Source organism: Streptomyces sp. BK79 (genome assembly GCF_044142145.1).
GTDB lineage: Bacteria > Actinomycetota > Actinomycetes > Streptomycetales > Streptomycetaceae > Streptomyces.
Genome location: NZ_JBHVOC010000025.1, coordinates 86387 through 101563, shown reverse-complemented (window position 1 = coordinate 101563; position 15177 = coordinate 86387). Strand labels below are relative to the sequence as shown.

General features: G+C 73.3%; 10 protein-coding genes and 3 tRNA genes. 9 read left to right on the top strand and 4 right to left on the bottom strand.

Translation table 11 applies throughout. The features are described from left to right. Positions 1–78 precede the first annotated feature (78 nt). Positions 79–1629 (top strand): S1C family serine protease, encoded by a 1551-nt coding sequence (locus ACFIF2_RS28590; RefSeq protein ID WP_395576111.1) that lies wholly within the window; start codon positions 79–81, stop codon positions 1627–1629. A 63-nt stretch (positions 1630–1692) separates the two neighbouring features. Beyond that, positions 1693–1777: transfer RNA gene (locus tag ACFIF2_RS28585), tRNA-Ser, on the top strand. Between the two features lie 129 nt (positions 1778–1906). Here ACFIF2_RS28585 and ACFIF2_RS28580 read toward each other — a convergent pair. Further along, positions 1907–2575, bottom strand: a complete 669-nt coding sequence (locus ACFIF2_RS28580; RefSeq protein WP_395576110.1) for a hypothetical protein — start codon at positions 2573–2575, stop codon at positions 1907–1909. Between the two features lie 555 nt (positions 2576–3130). On the opposite strand from ACFIF2_RS28580, the gene ACFIF2_RS28575 reads away from it, so the two are divergent. Both ACFIF2_RS28575 and ACFIF2_RS28570 read left to right on the top strand, forming a co-directional pair. Then, positions 3131–3538, top strand: coding sequence for a hypothetical protein (locus tag ACFIF2_RS28575; RefSeq protein ID WP_395576109.1), 408 nt, complete (start codon positions 3131–3133; stop codon positions 3536–3538). A 515-nt stretch (positions 3539–4053) separates the two neighbouring features. Then, positions 4054–4737 carry a DUF4232 domain-containing protein gene (locus ACFIF2_RS28570; protein ID WP_395576108.1) on the top strand — a complete coding sequence of 228 codons (684 nt, stop codon included), beginning with the start codon at positions 4054–4056 and terminating at the stop codon, positions 4735–4737. 40 nt (positions 4738–4777) lie between these two features. On the opposite strand, the gene ACFIF2_RS28565 is transcribed toward ACFIF2_RS28570, so the two are convergent. Continuing rightward, complete coding sequence (locus tag ACFIF2_RS28565; RefSeq protein WP_395576107.1) at positions 4778–5650, bottom strand: bifunctional DNA primase/polymerase; 873 nt, start codon at positions 5648–5650, stop codon at positions 4778–4780. Between the two features lie 403 nt (positions 5651–6053). Here ACFIF2_RS28565 and ACFIF2_RS28560 point away from each other — a divergent pair, with 403 nt between their 5' ends. The 3 genes from ACFIF2_RS28560 (at position 6054) to ACFIF2_RS28550 (ending at position 9165) form a co-directional block, all read left to right on the top strand. Continuing rightward, the gene (locus ACFIF2_RS28560; protein ID WP_395576106.1) at positions 6054–6380 is read left to right on the top strand and encodes a hypothetical protein; all 327 of its coding nucleotides are present in this window, start codon (positions 6054–6056) and stop codon (positions 6378–6380) included. A gap of 374 nt (positions 6381–6754) precedes the next feature. Continuing rightward, positions 6755–7360 (top strand): SigE family RNA polymerase sigma factor, encoded by a 606-nt coding sequence (locus tag ACFIF2_RS28555; RefSeq protein WP_395576105.1) that lies wholly within the window; start codon positions 6755–6757, stop codon positions 7358–7360. A gap of 128 nt (positions 7361–7488) precedes the next feature. Then, complete coding sequence (locus ACFIF2_RS28550; protein ID WP_395576104.1) at positions 7489–9165, top strand: long-chain fatty acid--CoA ligase; 1677 nt, start codon at positions 7489–7491, stop codon at positions 9163–9165. Between the two features lie 72 nt (positions 9166–9237). Here ACFIF2_RS28550 and ACFIF2_RS28545 read toward each other — a convergent pair whose 3' ends face one another. Both ACFIF2_RS28545 and ACFIF2_RS28540 read right to left on the bottom strand, forming a co-directional pair. Next, positions 9238–13719, bottom strand: a complete 4482-nt coding sequence (locus tag ACFIF2_RS28545) for a PAS domain-containing protein (RefSeq protein ID WP_395576103.1) — start codon at positions 13717–13719, stop codon at positions 9238–9240. 203 nt (positions 13720–13922) lie between these two features. Next, complete coding sequence (locus ACFIF2_RS28540; RefSeq protein ID WP_395576102.1) at positions 13923–14384, bottom strand: SSI family serine proteinase inhibitor; 462 nt, start codon at positions 14382–14384, stop codon at positions 13923–13925. 195 nt (positions 14385–14579) lie between these two features. On the opposite strand from ACFIF2_RS28540, the gene ACFIF2_RS28535 reads away from it, so the two are divergent. Continuing rightward, positions 14580–14670, top strand: a tRNA-Ser gene (locus ACFIF2_RS28535). A gap of 224 nt (positions 14671–14894) precedes the next feature. After that, positions 14895–14967: transfer RNA gene (locus ACFIF2_RS28530), tRNA-Arg, on the top strand. Positions 14968–15177: the final 210 nt, after the last annotated feature.

Sequence of the window (15177 nt, the reverse complement as noted above, 5' to 3'; positions counted from 1 at the left end):
GACCGTGGAGCAGCGCGTGAGCGTGGCTGAACGCGAGCGATGTGACCGAGAAGCAGCCATGGAACGAGGAGAGAAGCTGTGAGCACCGAGAACGAGGGCACCGCGGTACCCCCGGCCCCGTCCGCACCTCCCGTGCCGGTGGACACTCCCGCAGCCTCCGCCCCGTCGGCCGCGCCCCACCCGGACCAGCAGCCGTCCCCGCCGGACCAGTCGGCCTCCCCCCACCCGGGTGCGGAGCCGCACCCGAACACAGGATTCGGTCCCGCCGCGTCCGCTCCCGCCGCCCACGCGTCGCACCAGCCCCCTCCCCAGGGCCAGGGAGCCGCGCCGCAGGGCCACACGGCTCCCGACGCCTCCTGGCCGCCGCCCCCGCCGCCGGGCACCCCGTCGTACGGGGCGTCGTACGGCGACGGCAGCAGCAGTGGCAGCAGCAGTGGCGGCGGCTACGGCGGGGGTGACGGCTACGGCGGCGGCTGGGGCGCCTCGTACCAGCCGCCCGCCCCGAAGCAGGGCCGCGGCCGGGGCGGTGTCCTCGCCGGCGTCCTGATCGCCGCGCTGGTCGCGGGCGGCCTGGGCGGCGGCCTCGGCTACACCCTGGCCAAGAACAACGACGAGAGCGGCTCCACCACGGTCTCCGCGTCGGACACCGGCGGCTCGGTCAAGCGCGACGCGGGCACGGTCGCCGGTGTGGCCGCCAAGGCGCTGCCCAGCACGGTCACCATCCAGGCCGAGGGCAGCAACGGCGAGGGCGGCACCGGCACCGGATTCGTCTTCGACAAGCAGGGCCACATCGTCACCAACAACCACGTGGTGGCGGAGGCGGTCGACGGCGGCAAGCTCAGCGCCACCTTCCCCGACGGCAAGAAGTACGACGCCGAGGTGGTCGGCAACGCCCAGGGCTACGACGTGGCGGTCATCAAGCTCAAGGACACCCCCTCGGACCTGAACCCGCTGCCCCTCGGCAACTCCGACAAGGTGGCGGTGGGCGACTCCACGATCGCCATCGGCGCCCCCTTCGGCCTGTCCGACACGGTCACCACGGGCATCATCAGCGCCAAGAACCGCCCCGTGGCCTCCAGCGACGGCAGCGGCAGCAGCAAGGCGTCCTACATGAGCGCGCTGCAGACCGACGCGTCGATCAACCCGGGCAACTCCGGCGGGCCGCTGCTGGACGCCCAGGGCAACGTCATCGGGATCAACTCCGCGATCCAGTCCACGAGCAACGGCGGCTTCGGCACCGGCCAGGCCGGTTCGATCGGCCTGGGCTTCGCCATCCCCATCAACCAGGCCGAGTTCGTCGCCAAGCAGCTGATCAAGTCCGGCAAGCCGGTGTACGCGAAGATCGGCGCCTCCGTCTCCCTGGAGGAGACGACCAACGGCGCCAAGGTCACCGAGCAGGGCGTGGGCGGCTCCGAGCCCGTGGAGCCGGGCGGTCCCGCGGCCGACGCCGGCCTCAAGCCCGGCGACGTCATCACCAAGCTCGACGACCGCGTGATCGACAGCGGCCCGACCCTGATCGGCGAGATCTGGACCCACAAGCCCGGCGACAAGGTCACGGTCACCTACGAACGCGGCGGCAAGGAGCACACGGCCGAACTCACCCTCGGCTCCAAGGTCGGCGACGACTGACCCCCGCCCCCGGGCACCGACCCGCTACCCTGGTCCCCGCGCCGTCGATCACCCACGGCGCGGGGTGGGTTGCCCGAGCGGCCTAAGGGAACGGTCTTGAAAACCGTCGTGGCGCAAGTCACCGTGGGTTCAAATCCCACACCCACCGCAGTGTTTGACGGCCCCTGACCAGGCGTTATGGTCGGGGGCCGTCGTCGTGTGCGCTACCTGCCGAACACCGCCGTACCCCGCGATTTCCCGGCCGATCGTGCACGGACGGGGCACGCGCGTGGAGTTCTCAAGGCGCGCTGGGCGGAGTGCGCGCCAGGATGCCGGTGCCGGACATCGGGGTGTCCGCCGTCAGGGCGAGTGGACTGATACCGAGCTCGGCGGCGATCTCCGGTGCCATGTGCATGGTCTCCATGGCCCAGTCCTCCTCGTCCTCTTCTGTCTCGGTCGCCGCGTCCCAAGTCGTGGTGAGCCCCAGGGCCTCTCGGCGGGAGCGCTCATAGGGCAGCGGTTCGCCCAGCGTCAGATAGTGGCCCTCGCCCTCGTCGGTCTCGCAGTAACGGCGCACGACCGTCCCCTGCTCCGCGATCAACCAGGCCGACCCGGTGCCTTGTGCGCCGTAGTAGTAAGCCTGGGCCTGTCCGTAGCGGGCGCTCAGCGCCTCACACAGGCGCAGCACATCGTCCGAGCGTTCGGGGTCGCAGGGATCGCACCAACGGCCGATGACCAGAATCCACCCGTCGAGTACCGGGCTCACGTACACCCGGCCCGTCCGCTCGGCTCCGGAATGACTGTCCTCGTCGACGGCCTGTTCAGCGTCGCCGAAAGAGACGGGTACCGCGTCCGTCAGCCCCAGTAGGGACATGACTCCGGGCTGATCCCCGGTCGGTACCGCGATCCAACGGAGCCAGCACGTCAGAAACGGCCTGGGCAACAGGTCGGGAGCGAATGTGGTCACGGGCTCGGCTCCATGACGTGTCCCAGGGCGATGAGACCCACGCCGATGACAGTGATGGTCGGGTGGGAAAGGCCGCCGACCGCTACCGACAACCCTCCGGCACCCCATACCCTCGGCTGCCGCACGTGGCGTTGGAGCCATCGACCCGGCATGCGTCCCAGCAGCAGGCCGTGAATGCCCAGCACCGAACAGGCAAGCCACAGCGCGATCAGGGGGACTGCTCCGGCCAGCACTATGGTCGCGAACGCCGTCCCCACGACTCACCCCCTGGCAGCCGCGCTCTTGCGGCCGACCGGCAGTCTTGCATGAAACGGATGCCGGGCGGGGGCCGGGGCGGGCTACGCTGCGGGTGCCTCGGGTGCTGACAAGCTTGGGGACATGAGCCGGCGATTCCGGGAGTCCACCCCCTGCCTTCGGCGGGGCCGCCGCGGTGCGGGGGATCGCCGGTTTTCCGCGCGTCGTCCCGGTGATCTCGTGCAGGGGTACTCACGTACTCGCGTGGAGTTGAGTATGTGCGCTCTGTTCGGCCTGGGCTCGCGCCGGAAGGCTCGGGGCATGGAACGACGACGGCTGAAGCCGAATCCCCAGATCGAGGCGGGCCTCCTGCTCGCCGGTGTGACCGTTGCGCTCTGGGCCGCGTGGCTGGGGTGGGACCAGCGGCGTGATGTGCACGCCGACGGTTCCACGACCGGGCCGTACGAGGCCTGGCAGGTCGTCGGGCTCGTGCTGAGCCTGCTGGTGCCGGTGTACTGGGCGGCGTCCCGGCGGCATGTCGTCGGCGCCGTGCTCGGTGTCACCGTCGGTCTCACCGGCGCCGCGTTCTACGACTGGTCGGACGACGCCAGTGGTCTCTTCGTGATCGGCGTGGGGATGGTCATGGTGGGGAGCTTCGCCGTCACCACCGCGGTCGTGGCCGTCATCGCCGCCGCGAAACGGGGAGGGCGGCCTGTGACAGGGCTGTGACCGGAGGTGTGGCTTCCGCCATGGCCGGTGCGGGGGCGTACTGGTGGGGTGGGGGGATGCGTATCCCCCAGCTCCGTCCGCCGCTCGCGGTCTCCGGTGCTCTCGTGGCCAGTCTCCTCCTCGGCGCCTGTGGCACCCAGACCGCAGGGGCAGGGGCAGGGGCAGGGGCAGGGGCAGGGGCAGGGGCAGGAGACGAGGGGGCCGGGGCGTCGGGGGGACGGTGTGGGGCGGGGGTGTCCGCCGGTGGCGGGCAGGAGCAGGACGGGGTACGGATCGTCGGGATGGTGGAGAAGGCCGGGGCCGGCGGTGGGGCGAGCGCGTCCGCGTCACCAGGGGGTCGGGCGAGTGGGTCTCCGGATTGGATCGTCACGGCGGATCCGCTGCCGGGGGCGACGGAGGTGGGGAGGAGTGAGAGTGAGAGCGAGGGGGGCGCGGGGGCGTCGGCCGGCGCTGGTGTCGGGAGCGGTGACGGCTCGGGGGCTGGGTTCGACGGCTCGTGTGTCGTCGCGTACTCCGTGAGCAATCAGGACGCCGAGGCCTTCACGTACACCATCACGTTCTCCCTGCTGGACGAGCAGGGCAGGGCGATGTCGAACGTGGAGGAGACGGTGGCGTCCGTGGGGGCGGGGCGGACCGTGCGGCGCACCCTCGATCACCTCGGGTACGGGACCGGCACCCGGCTCGACGCCGGGCAGGTGCGGATCCTCGACGTGCGGCGGGTGCCCTCCGACGAGGCGCCGGCGCCGGCCGGTTCCTGTCCGGCGTCCGGTCTGCGTCTGACCGCCGACCAGGGGGACGCGGCCATGGGGCTGCGTGTCGTGGGCCTGCATCTGGAGAACTGCGGCTCCCGCCCGTACTCCCTGGAGGGCTATCCGGTACTGGAGTTGCTCGACGGGGAACGGCGGCCGGTGGACGGCATCGAGATACTGCGCGGTACCGACGGCATCCCCATGGCGGGCGGGGACGGGCCGCCCCGGCCGGTGACGCTGCGGCCGGGCGAGGCCGCCGTGTCCGGCCTGGCGTGGCGCAACACCACGCAGTCGGGTGAGGCGGTGACCGTGCCGTACGTCAGGGTCCGTGCCGAGGCCGGTGCCGACCCCGTGATCGTCGCACCGCACCTCGACCTCGGCACCACCGGCGAGCTGGGTGTCCGCGCGTGGCGGAAGAACGAGACACAGGGCGGGCCCGCGACCCCGTAGCCGGCGCTTTGCGGCGGGCCTGGGCGGGTGGGGCCGTCGGTCAGGGGCGGTGGTGCTCCGTCATGCGGGCCGCCGACGCGATCGTCGCGCGGGCCTCGCGTTCCGTCAGTCCGGTGTCGAGGGCGGCCTCGACCAGGGGAGCCACGAGGGCGGGGCCGATGCCGTCCTCGTAGGCGCGGCAGGCGGCCCAGAACAGGCGGGTGTTGCGCTGGCCCTCGTGGGCGGCGAGGACGAACTGGACGAGCCCCTGGCCGTGGGCGTCGGGACCGCCCGCCGACGCGGGCCGGTGGGTGCGGGGCGGCGGGAGCAGCAGCCGCAGCAACGCCGGTGGGCAGGCCGCCGGGGGCAGGTGGGCGGTGCCGGGGGCGGCGGTGTAGGTGCCGTGCCGGGTACGGGAGCCGGGGCCGACCAGATAGCCGCCGGCGCCCCGGATGTCGATGCCGGGGGCGAGGCGGCCGGCCGAGTTGGGGACGACGACGTGGGGCGGGCCGCTCAGCCAGAGGTGGCGTCCTCCGCTGGGGGTCAGGACGACCACCGTGGGCGGGATCGTGAACAGGTGGCGCAGGGCGAGTTCGCGCAGGGCGGTCGAGGAGTCCGTCTCCGCTTTGGTGTCCAGGTCGACGCCGATCAGGTGGTGCGGGGGCAGGCCGCAGGCGATGCCGTAGCCCGTGGCCCAGGGGGCGGCGGCGAAGAGTTCGCGGATGCGGGCCGGGTCGGTGGAGGCGTCGTAGATCCCGTGGCCGAGGCGGCCGCACTCGCCGTGGCAGGGAGCCGGAGCCGGGTCGTCGCGGTGGGGGGAACGCAGGGCCGGGAGCTTCGTCCGGGACAGGGGGATGACGGCCAGTCCGCGTTCGGCGGCTGACAGGGCGTGTGCGAGGGCCAGCGTCGTGGCCTGCCGGTCGGGGGTGGCCATGCCTCCATGTTCGTACGTACGTTCGAAAAAGGGAAGGGTGGCCGTCCGCGACGCGCCGGGCGGGAGGGATACGGGGAAAAACTGCCGGAACGCTTCACCTCTTGTGGCGCTTGGGAGGGAGGTGTCCGTACTGCCCTGAGGTGAGACGGAAGGCAAGCAAAGGGGTTTATCGACTTGTCATCACGCTTGAGGGCGAATCGGGTCTTCCGGGGTGGTTGGCCGGGGTTCGGTGGGCAATTCTGATCACGCGACGTCGTGCACAGCGTCGAGGTGGTCGGCCAACCGCCTTGGCACACGCTCTAGTTCGGAACAGCTTCACGCAACTTCACGCAGTTTCAGGCAGCTCACGCAACTTTCGCGCTGCCGGCCCGCGGCCGGCGCGCACCTGTTCTGGAGGAAACACATGGCAAGCATCCGTACCGCCCGTGTCGTCGCCGCTGTCGCCGCCCTTCCGCTCGCCGCCGCCCTCTTCAGCGGTGCGGCGACGGCGGACAACGGTGCCCTCGCGGACGACGGATCGAACGCGACCGCTTCGGAGGCCTTCGCGGGCATCCTCGGCAGCGGCGTCGGCGGGGACAACAACGGCAATTCGTCCACCACGCAGCAGCAGGCGGTCGGCTCGGGGGCCTCGAACCAGAGCAACACCGCGCAGGTCGACGGCTCCGCCTTCACGGCGATCAATCAGGGCAACGAGAACGTGGCCGTCAGCTTCTCCCCGCTGTGGTGGTGAGCTGAGGGGCCGGCGCGGACGCGCTCCCGCGCCGGCCCCTCGGTCTCCGTGCGGGTGTGCTTCATGGGGTCGCAAGGCGCCTGGGCGGCGGTACTCCGGTACCGCCGCCCAGGCGTTTCCGCACGGGGCCTCCCGAGGTCCACAGGGCCGGGGAGCGGCCGGGAAGAGGGCCGTGGAGTTCATGGGGGGAGCCCCGCGGTGCCGGGCCGGGGCCGGTCGCCGCGGGTGCCCCCAGGGGTGAACCCGCAGGTGTCCTCCTCGCCTCGTCCACCTACAGGAGGTGGGGCCGGCACCACCCCTACAACCTGAGGCGGACTCGGCTTCGGGACCTGCGGCCGATCCGCCGGGCGCCCCCTCGCTCATAGCGTTGAGCCATGACCACACCCGTCTGCACCACCGCTTCGAACGCCGCCGCGGCCAAGGCCCCCGCCAAGGCGCCCGCCGTGGCCGCAGCCTTGGCGGGGGCCAGGGCGCAGACCTTCTCGTACGCGTCGTTCTCGTCGTACGTGAAGGCCCGCCAGCCGGTGCTGCTGCGTGCCGCCCGGTCGCTCACCGCGAACCCGAGCGACGCGGAGGACCTGCTGCAGACCGCCCTCACCAAGACGTACGTGGCCTGGGACCGCATCGAGGACCATCGCGCCCTGGACGGCTACGTGCGGCGGGCGCTGCTGAACACCCGGACGTCGCAGTGGCGCAAGCGCAAGGTCGACGAGTTCGCCTGCGACGAGCTGCCCGAGCCGGAGCCCGCGCCCGGCGGCGACGACCCGGCGGAGCGGCAGGCGCTGCACGACGCGATGTGGCGGGCGATCATGAAGCTGCCCGCACGCCAGCGCGCGATGGTCGTCCTCAGGTACTACGAGGATCTCAGCGAGGCCCAGACGGCCGAGGTGCTCGGGGTTTCCGTGGGCACGGTGAAGTCGGCGGTGTCCCGCGCGCTCGGCAAGCTCCGCGAGGACCCTGAGCTGGGGTTTGTCCGGTAATGGCACGTTCTGTGGGCGGTCGGGATCCGTTCCGGCCGGGCGCCGCGCACTGATCGATCACCCGGGAGTAGTGACATACCAAGCGGTATGTGCGCAGAATCAGCGCAACCCTTGCCGCCGCGTAGGCAATGTCGCCCCGGGAGGACACCGTGCTGAGCACGATGCAGGACGTACCGCTGCTGATATCGAGGATCCTGACCCACGGGTCGACGATCCACGGCAGCTCCCAGGTGACCACCTGGACCGGTGAGGACGAGCCGCACCGCCGCTCCTTCGCCGAGATCGGCGCCCGCGCCGCCCAGCTGGCGCACGCCCTGCGCGAGGACCTCGGGGTCCAGGGCGACGAACGGGTCGCGACCCTCGCCTGGAACAACGCGGAGCACGTCGAGGCGTACTTCGCGATCCCCTCGATGGGCGCGATCCTCCACACCCTCAATCTCCGCCTCCCGCCCGAGCAGCTGGCCTGGATCGTGAACCACGCGGCCGACCGCGTCGTGATCGCCAACGGCTCCCTGCTCCCGCTGCTGGCGCCGCTGCTGCCGCACCTGAAGACGGTCGAGCACGTCGTCGTCACCGGGCCGGGCGACCGCACCCTGCTGGACGGCACCGCGGTCCGGGTCCACGAGTACGAGGACCTGATCGCCGGGAAGCCGGCCACGTACGACTGGCCCGAGCTGGACGAGCGGGCCGCCGCCGCCATGTGCTACACCTCCGGCACCACCGGCGACCCCAAGGGCGTGGTCTACAGCCACCGCTCCATCTACCTGCACTCCATGCAGGTCAACATGGCGCAGTCGATGGGCCTGACCGACGAGGACACCTCGCTGGTCGTGGTCCCGCAGTTCCACGTCAACGCCTGGGGACTGCCGCACGCCACGTTCATGACCGGCGTCAACATGCTGATGCCGGACCGCTTCCTCCAGCCGGCCCCGCTCGCCGCGATGATCGAGAGCGAGAGGCCGACGCACGCCGCCGCCGTCCCCACCATCTGGCAGGGCCTGCTGGCCGAGCTGACCGCCAAGCCCCGGGACGTCTCCTCCCTCGGCCAGGTCACCATCGGCGGGTCCGCCTGTCCCCCGTCCCTGATGGAGGCCTTCGACCGGCTCGGTATGCGGGTCTGCCACGCGTGGGGCATGACGGAGACCTCGCCGCTCGGCACGGTCGCCCGTCCGCCGGCCCACGCGGTCGGCACGGAGCAGGAGTTCGGCTACCGCCTCACCCAGGGCCGCTTCCCGGCCGGTGTCGAGGCCCGCCTCACCGGCCCCGGCGGCGAGCGCCTGCCGTGGGACGGCGAGTCCGCCGGCGAGCTGGAGGTACGCGGCAACTGGATCGCCGGCGCGTACTACAACGGCCTGGACGCCGAGCCGCTGCGCCCCGACGACAAGTTCAGTGAGGACGGCTGGCTGAAGACGGGCGACGTCGGCACCATCTCCGCCGACGGCTTCCTCACCCTCACCGACCGCGCCAAGGACGTCATCAAGTCCGGCGGCGAGTGGATCTCCTCGGTGGAGCTGGAGAACGCCCTGATGGCCCACCCGGACGTCGCGGAGGCCGCCGTGGTGGCCGTCCCGGACGACAAGTGGGGCGAGCGCCCGCTGGCCACCGTCGTCCTCAAGGAGGGCGCGAACGTCGGCTTCGAGGACCTGCGCGCCTTCCTCGCCGAGGACGGCAAGATCGCCAAGTGGCAGCTCCCGGAGCGCTGGACGGTCATCGAGTCGGTGCCGAAGACGAGCGTCGGCAAGTTCGACAAGAAGGTGCTGCGCAGGCAGTACGCCGACGGCGGGCTGGACGTCACCCGGCTCTGACCGGCGTTGCGGCACCTTCGTGCCGGGCGGTCGCCAAGCGGCCGTCCGGCACGAACGCTCACCGCCCGGCGGTCAGTTGGTCCCGATCCGGGCGAGCAGCTCGACGATCCGGGACTGCACCTCGCCGCTGGTGGAGCGCTCCGCCAGGAACAGCACCGTCTCGCCCGAGGCCAGCCTCGGCAGGTCGGCCTGGTCGACGGCGGCGGTGTAGACGACGAGCGGGGTGCGGTTGAGCTGCCCGTTCGCGCGCAGCCAGTCGATGATCCCGGCGTGCCCCTCCTGGCGCCGCTCGACCTGCAGCAGGTCCATCACGACGAGGTTCGGCCGGAACTGCCCCGCCAGCGTCACCGCGTCGGCGTCGCTCGCCGCCCGCGCCACCTGCATCCCGCGCCGCTCCAGCGTCGCGGTCAGCGCCAGCGCGATCTCGGCGTGCTCCTCGATCAGCAGCACGCGCGGCGGATGCTGCTCGCTGTCCCGGGGCGCGAGCGCCTTCAGAAGTACGGCCGGATCGGCGCCGTAGGCGGCGTCGCGCGAGGCCTGTCCGAGGCCGGCCGTGACCAGCACCGGCACTTCGGCCGCCACCGCCGCCTGCCGCAGCGACTGGAGCGCCGTGCGCGTGATCGGCCCGGTCAGCGGGTCCACGAACAGCGCGGCGGGGAACGCCGCGATCTGCGCGTCGACCTCCTCGCGCGAGTGCACGATCACTGGCCGGTAGCCGCGGTCGCTGAGCGCCTGCTGCGTGGAGACGTCCGGGGCGGGCCACACCAGCAGCCGGCGCGGGTTGTCCAGCGGCTCCGGCGGCAGCTCGTCGTCCATCGGCTGCGGACGCGGCGGGTCGGCGACCTCCACCGCACCGCCGGGCCCGTCCAGCGGCTCGGGCCCTTCGGCGGCGTTCCGGTCCGGTGCGCCTATGGCGTACGACCGCCCGGCGCCCTCCGCCGTCGGCATCCGCCGGGGCTGCCCGCCGGGCAGGGGCGGCTGCTCCGTGCCCTGGCCCTGCGGCTGGGGTTGCGGTGCGGTCTTCGGCGGCGCGGCGGCCGGCGGCTGCTCGGCCGGCGGATGCGGACGGGCCGACTGCTCCGGGCGCGCGGTGGCCGGGTCGGGCGGGGTGCCCAGCTTCCGGCGCCGGCCCGAACCGCCCGGCTGGTGCGGGGCGGGGGTGGCCGACGGCTGCTGCACCTGGACGGCCTGACGGTTGAACGGCACGCCCTGGCCCAGCGTCCGCACGCTGATCGCCCGCCCCTGGGTCGAGTTCGGGTCGACGGGAGCGGACGCCTCGGCGGGCAGCGGCTGCGCCGCCCGAGGGGCGGGTGCGGGTACGGGGGTCGGCGCGGGGGCGTTCTCGGGCGGCAGCGGGGTGCCCCGGCTCGGCGTGGTGGCGGGGACGCCCTGCGGGGGTGTCGGCGCCGGAGGGGCGGGGGCGGGGGTGGGGGGTGCTTGGGGGTTCTGAGCTGCTTGGGGTACGTGAGGTGCCGGTGCCTGAGGCGGCTGGCCTGCCTGAGGTGCCTGAGGGGACGCAACTGCTTGAGGCGCCTGAGGTACCTGAGGTACCTGAGGTGCCTGACCTGCTTGAGGTGCCGACGGCGCCGGGGCCGGTGCCGTCGGCACCGCGGCGGGCGCGCCGGCGACCGTGGCATCCGCGGCGGCGGGCCAGGGCTGCGGGGCGGGCTGGGGCGCGGCAGCGGGAGGGGCGGGGTCGGCGGCGGCCCCGGCGGGCTGGGGTGCCTCGGCACGGGGGGCCGGACCCGGCGCGACCGGACCCGGCGCGGGTACGGGCGCCGCTTCCCCGTCCGGCCGGCCCGCGTCGGCCCGGCGCCGGCGTCCGGTGGGCGCCTCCGTCGGGTGCGGCTGCGGCGGGGTGTGGTCGTCGGCCTGGTCGCGCGGTACGGCGTCGTGGCGGCCGGCGTCGAGCGGCGCGTCGCCGGCGACCGCAGGGCCAGGCACCTGGGCCTGCTCCCCGGGCACCGCCACGGACGCGTCGGCCGCTCCTGCCGGACCCTGCGCCTCCACCGCCCCGTGGACGGCCCCGGGCGCGGTCACGTGCGGGTCCGTCGCCGCGTCGGACGGACGGTCCGCGTCGGCGGGCGGCAGGGCGAACACCTGACGCGGCGCCGCCTCCTGCGCGGCGGCACGCTCATTGGCCGAGGCCAGCGCGCGGCGCCGGCGCCCGGTGGGCCGGCCGGCGTCGGCCGGGTCCGTCTCGCCGGCCTGCGCGGGCAGAGCGGCGGGCAGCGCCTGCTGCTCACCACCGTCGCGCCGGGCACGCCGGCCGTCGGGCCCGGGCACGCCCTGCGGCGGTACGGTCCCGCCCAGGCCGGTGTTGGAGGCCGCGGCGCCTCCGCCGTGCTCGCCGGCCATGACGACGGCGCCCTCGGACACCCCGGCGACCGCGCCCTCGCCGCGCGCGTCCTCCGCGGGCCGCCCGCGCCGGCGCCCGGTGCCGCCGGACCCCTCGCCGGGCGCCGCCTGCGCCGGAACCGGAAGCGGGACGGATGCCCGGACCTGCTCCTGCGGGGCCGGGGCCGGGGCCGGGCCGGCCGCCTCGGGAGCCTGGGCCGCCCGCCGCCTGCGCCGTCCCGTCGGTGCGGCACTCCCACCGTCGGCACCGGAACCGGCACCGGCAGCACCACCGCTGCCCTCGGAACCGGTCCCCGCGACCTCGGCTCCCGCGACCTCGCTCTCCAGGAACGAGTCGACGGACGCCCGCCGGGCGCGTCGCCGCCCGCCACCGGACACCGCTTCCGGCAGCGCCGGCACGCCGCCCGCACCCGAACCGCCTTCACCCTCCCCGGCCGGAGCCGGAGCCGGAGCCTGGACCTGCGCCTGCGCTTGGACCTGCGCCTGCGCCTGCGGGTCGGCCTGCGCCGGAAGCTGCCCAGGGACGGCCCCCGCCCCACCGCCGATCGGCACCTCCAGCACGTACGCGCTGCCGCTCATGCCGGGCACCTCGTGCGTCTGGAGCACGCCGCCGTGGGCCCGCACGATCCCGCGCACGATCGGCTCGTGCACCGGGTCTCCCCCGGCGTACGGCCCGCGCACCTCGATGCGGACGACCTCACCGCGCTGCGCCGCCGCGACCACGACGGTGTTGTCCAGGTAGCCGCCCGTCGCCGACACCGGCGAGTTGCCGGTCGCGTCGACGCCCGCGACGTCCGCGACGAGGTGCGCGAGCGCGGTGGCCAGCAGCCGGGGGTCGACCTCGGCCTCGATGGGCGGCGCGTGCACGGCGAACTGCACCCGCCCCGGCCCGATCAGCTCCACGGCCCCGTCGACTCCGGAGGCGACGACGGCGTCGAGCATCACCTTCGTACGGACGACGTTCTCGTTGCCGACGTCGAGGCGCTGGTAGCCGAGGACGTTGTCGATGAGGGTGGTGATGCGCGAGTAACCGGCCGACAGGTGGTGCAGCACCTGGTTGGCCTCGGGCCACAACTGCCCGGCGTCGTCCGCGGCCAGGGCGGCCAGCTCCTGGCGCAGTTCGTCCAGGGGGCCGCGCAGGGAACCGCCGAGCAGGGTGAGCAGTTGTTCGTGCCGGGCGGCGAGCGCCTCGTAGCGGTCCTTCTCCCGCTCACCGAGCGCGGCGTAGCGGTCCGCGTCGGCGGCGACCTCCTCCGCGTGCTTCTCCCGCAGCTCCTCCAGCTCGGTCACGTGCTGCTGGCGCAGCGCGGTCAGCTCGGAGGCGTGCTCCTCGGCGAGCCGCTCCAGCTCCTCCGCGTGCCGCCGTTCCGCGTCCTCGTGCTCCTTGACCAGCGCGTCGTACGGCCGCCGGTCGGTGAAGGTCATCACGGCGCCGACGAGCTGGTCGCCGTCGCGTACGGGCGCGGTCGTCAGGTCGGCCGGCACCTGGTCGCCGCTCTTGGAGAACAGCACCTGCCCGCGCACCCGGTGCTTGCGTCCGGAGCGCAGGGTGTCGGCGAGCGGCGACTCGTCGTACGGGAACGGGGAGCCGTCGGCCCGCGAGTGCAGGACGAGGGTGTGCAGCTCACGGCCGCCGAGGTCGCTGGCCCGGTAACCCAGTATCTGGGCGGCGGCCGGGTTGACGAGGACGATCCGTCCGTCGGTGTCGGTGCCGACGACGCCCTCGGAGGCGGCCCGCAGGATCATCTCGGTCTGCCGCTGCGACCGGGCCAGCTCGGCCTCGGTGTCGACGGTGCCGGAGAGGTCGCGGACGACGAGCATCAGCAGCTCGTCGCCGGTGTAGCCGTAGGTGTCGTAGGCCTGCTGGCCGGTCTCCAGGTTGGCGCTGGTGACCTCGACCGGGAACTCGGAGCCGTCGGTGCGCCGGGCGACCATGCGGGTCGGCTTGGTGCGCGCCCGCGGATCGACGTGGTCCGGCCGCCGCATGGAACCGGGGATGAGCCGCGAGTCGAACTGCGGCAGCAGATCAAGCAGCCCGCGCCCGACCAGGGCGGTGCCCGGAGTCTCGAACGCCTCCAGGGCGATCGTGTTGGCGTTGACGACGGTGCCGTTGGCGTTGACCAGTACCAACGCGTCGGGCAGAGCGTCCAGTATTGCTGCGAGGCGAGCAGCGCCTCGGGATGGCCTGCTGCTCACGAGACGCTTCCCTCCTGTTACCGCACTTGCCGACCGCCTGGGCCATCTTGCCAACCGGCCCGCAGCCGTGTCACGCGAGGGAGTCTAAGCGCTGGGGCCCCGCGGGCGGCGTGGGATGGGACGGAGGTCGCACGAGGAAGTGACGTAGAACGTGTGACCGGGTGCCCCGCGCGCCGCCCGCGCCGCCCCCGCGCGGGGACCGGCTAGGGCCCTTCCGGCGCCCCCACCTCGGGCAGCAGCGGCACCATGCGGTCCCAGCGGGAGATCTCGCAGCCGTCGCGGCGGTCGTACGTCACGTCGACGGGACGTCCGGCCCACGTGCCCGTGATGTGCGCGGTGGCCGGTCCGCCGTACTGCATGGTGCAGGAGCTGTCCGCCGGCACGGGGGCGAAGGTGTCCTGACCGAACCGCGTGTTGCCGTCGACGACGGCACAGGCGCCCGCCGGGTCGGGGTGGTCGCCACCGGCGGGGTGGCAGTACAGCTCGTACGTCCCGTCCGCGCCGGCGCCGGCGTCCCGGACGGTGACGGTCAGGTGGTCGACGGCCGGGGCGCCGACGCCGGCCGCCGTGGCCGGGTGGGCGGCGGACAGCGCGGCGAGGCTCGCGAGGGACAGGGCGGCCGCGCCGAGGAGGCGGGCGGCGGGAAGGCGGGAGACCTGGAACATGACCTGACTAACGCGCCGGCCCGCCGGACGTTGCGCGCCCGCCTCTCCGCCTCCCCGCCTGCCGGCCACGCCGTAAGGGCTTTGCCCTGCGGCCCGCCCGCCTAGTACCGTGGGGGTCGATTGGTGACAGCGCGCTCAACTGTGTCATCATCGGCACGCGCCACTCGCGCTCGCACGCGAAGGGTGATGTTGTCTGGAGGCGTCGCCTAGTCCGGTCTATGGCGCCGCACTGCTAATGCGGTTTGGGTCTTAAAGCCCATCGAGGGTTCAAATCCCTCCGCCTCCGCACTGATCACCGAAGCCCCGGCCCGACGGCCGGGGCTTCGGTGTTTCCCCGGACTTCCCTCGGGCTTCCCCGGACTCCCCCCTTGTCGGCCCGAAGCGCGTTTGCGCAGGTCACAACGGGTGAGGCCAATGGATTTCACATGACGGCGGCAGTCATGTAATGTTCTTCCTGTCGCCGCGAGCGGGCCGGAAGGGCCGGGAGCGGCGGTAAAACTGAAAAGACAAGCACTCGTAGCTTAACGGATAGAGCATCTGACTACGGATCAGAAGGTTGCAGGTTCGAATCCTGCCGAGTGCACATGAGACAGAGGCCCCGGAGAAATCCGGGGCCTCTGTCGTCGTTGTCGATCGCCCGGGCCGGGCGCGGCACAGGTCTGTCGCAAGCGCGTAGCAAGGCCGCACCGCCCAGTGATGGCCGCCGGGGACTGTGTCTAGGGTGTGCTCATGTTGCGACGACACGTCTCCATACCCAACAGGCCGACCGCCGACCGGCCGAGCCTCGACGGAG

Coding starts and splice junctions, on each gene's coding strand:
- ACFIF2_RS28575 (WP_395576109.1), top strand. CDS start 3,131: ATGGAACGACGACGGCTGAAGCCGAATCCCCAGATCGAGGCGGGCCTC.
- ACFIF2_RS28565 (WP_395576107.1), bottom strand. CDS start 5,650: ATGGCCACCCCCGACCGGCAGGCCACGACGCTGGCCCTCGCACACGCC.
- ACFIF2_RS28560 (WP_395576106.1), top strand. CDS start 6,054: ATGGCAAGCATCCGTACCGCCCGTGTCGTCGCCGCTGTCGCCGCCCTT.
- ACFIF2_RS28555 (WP_395576105.1), top strand. CDS start 6,755: ATGACCACACCCGTCTGCACCACCGCTTCGAACGCCGCCGCGGCCAAG.
- ACFIF2_RS28550 (WP_395576104.1), top strand. CDS start 7,489: ATGTCGCCCCGGGAGGACACCGTGCTGAGCACGATGCAGGACGTACCG.
- ACFIF2_RS28540 (WP_395576102.1), bottom strand. CDS start 14,384: ATGTTCCAGGTCTCCCGCCTTCCCGCCGCCCGCCTCCTCGGCGCGGCC.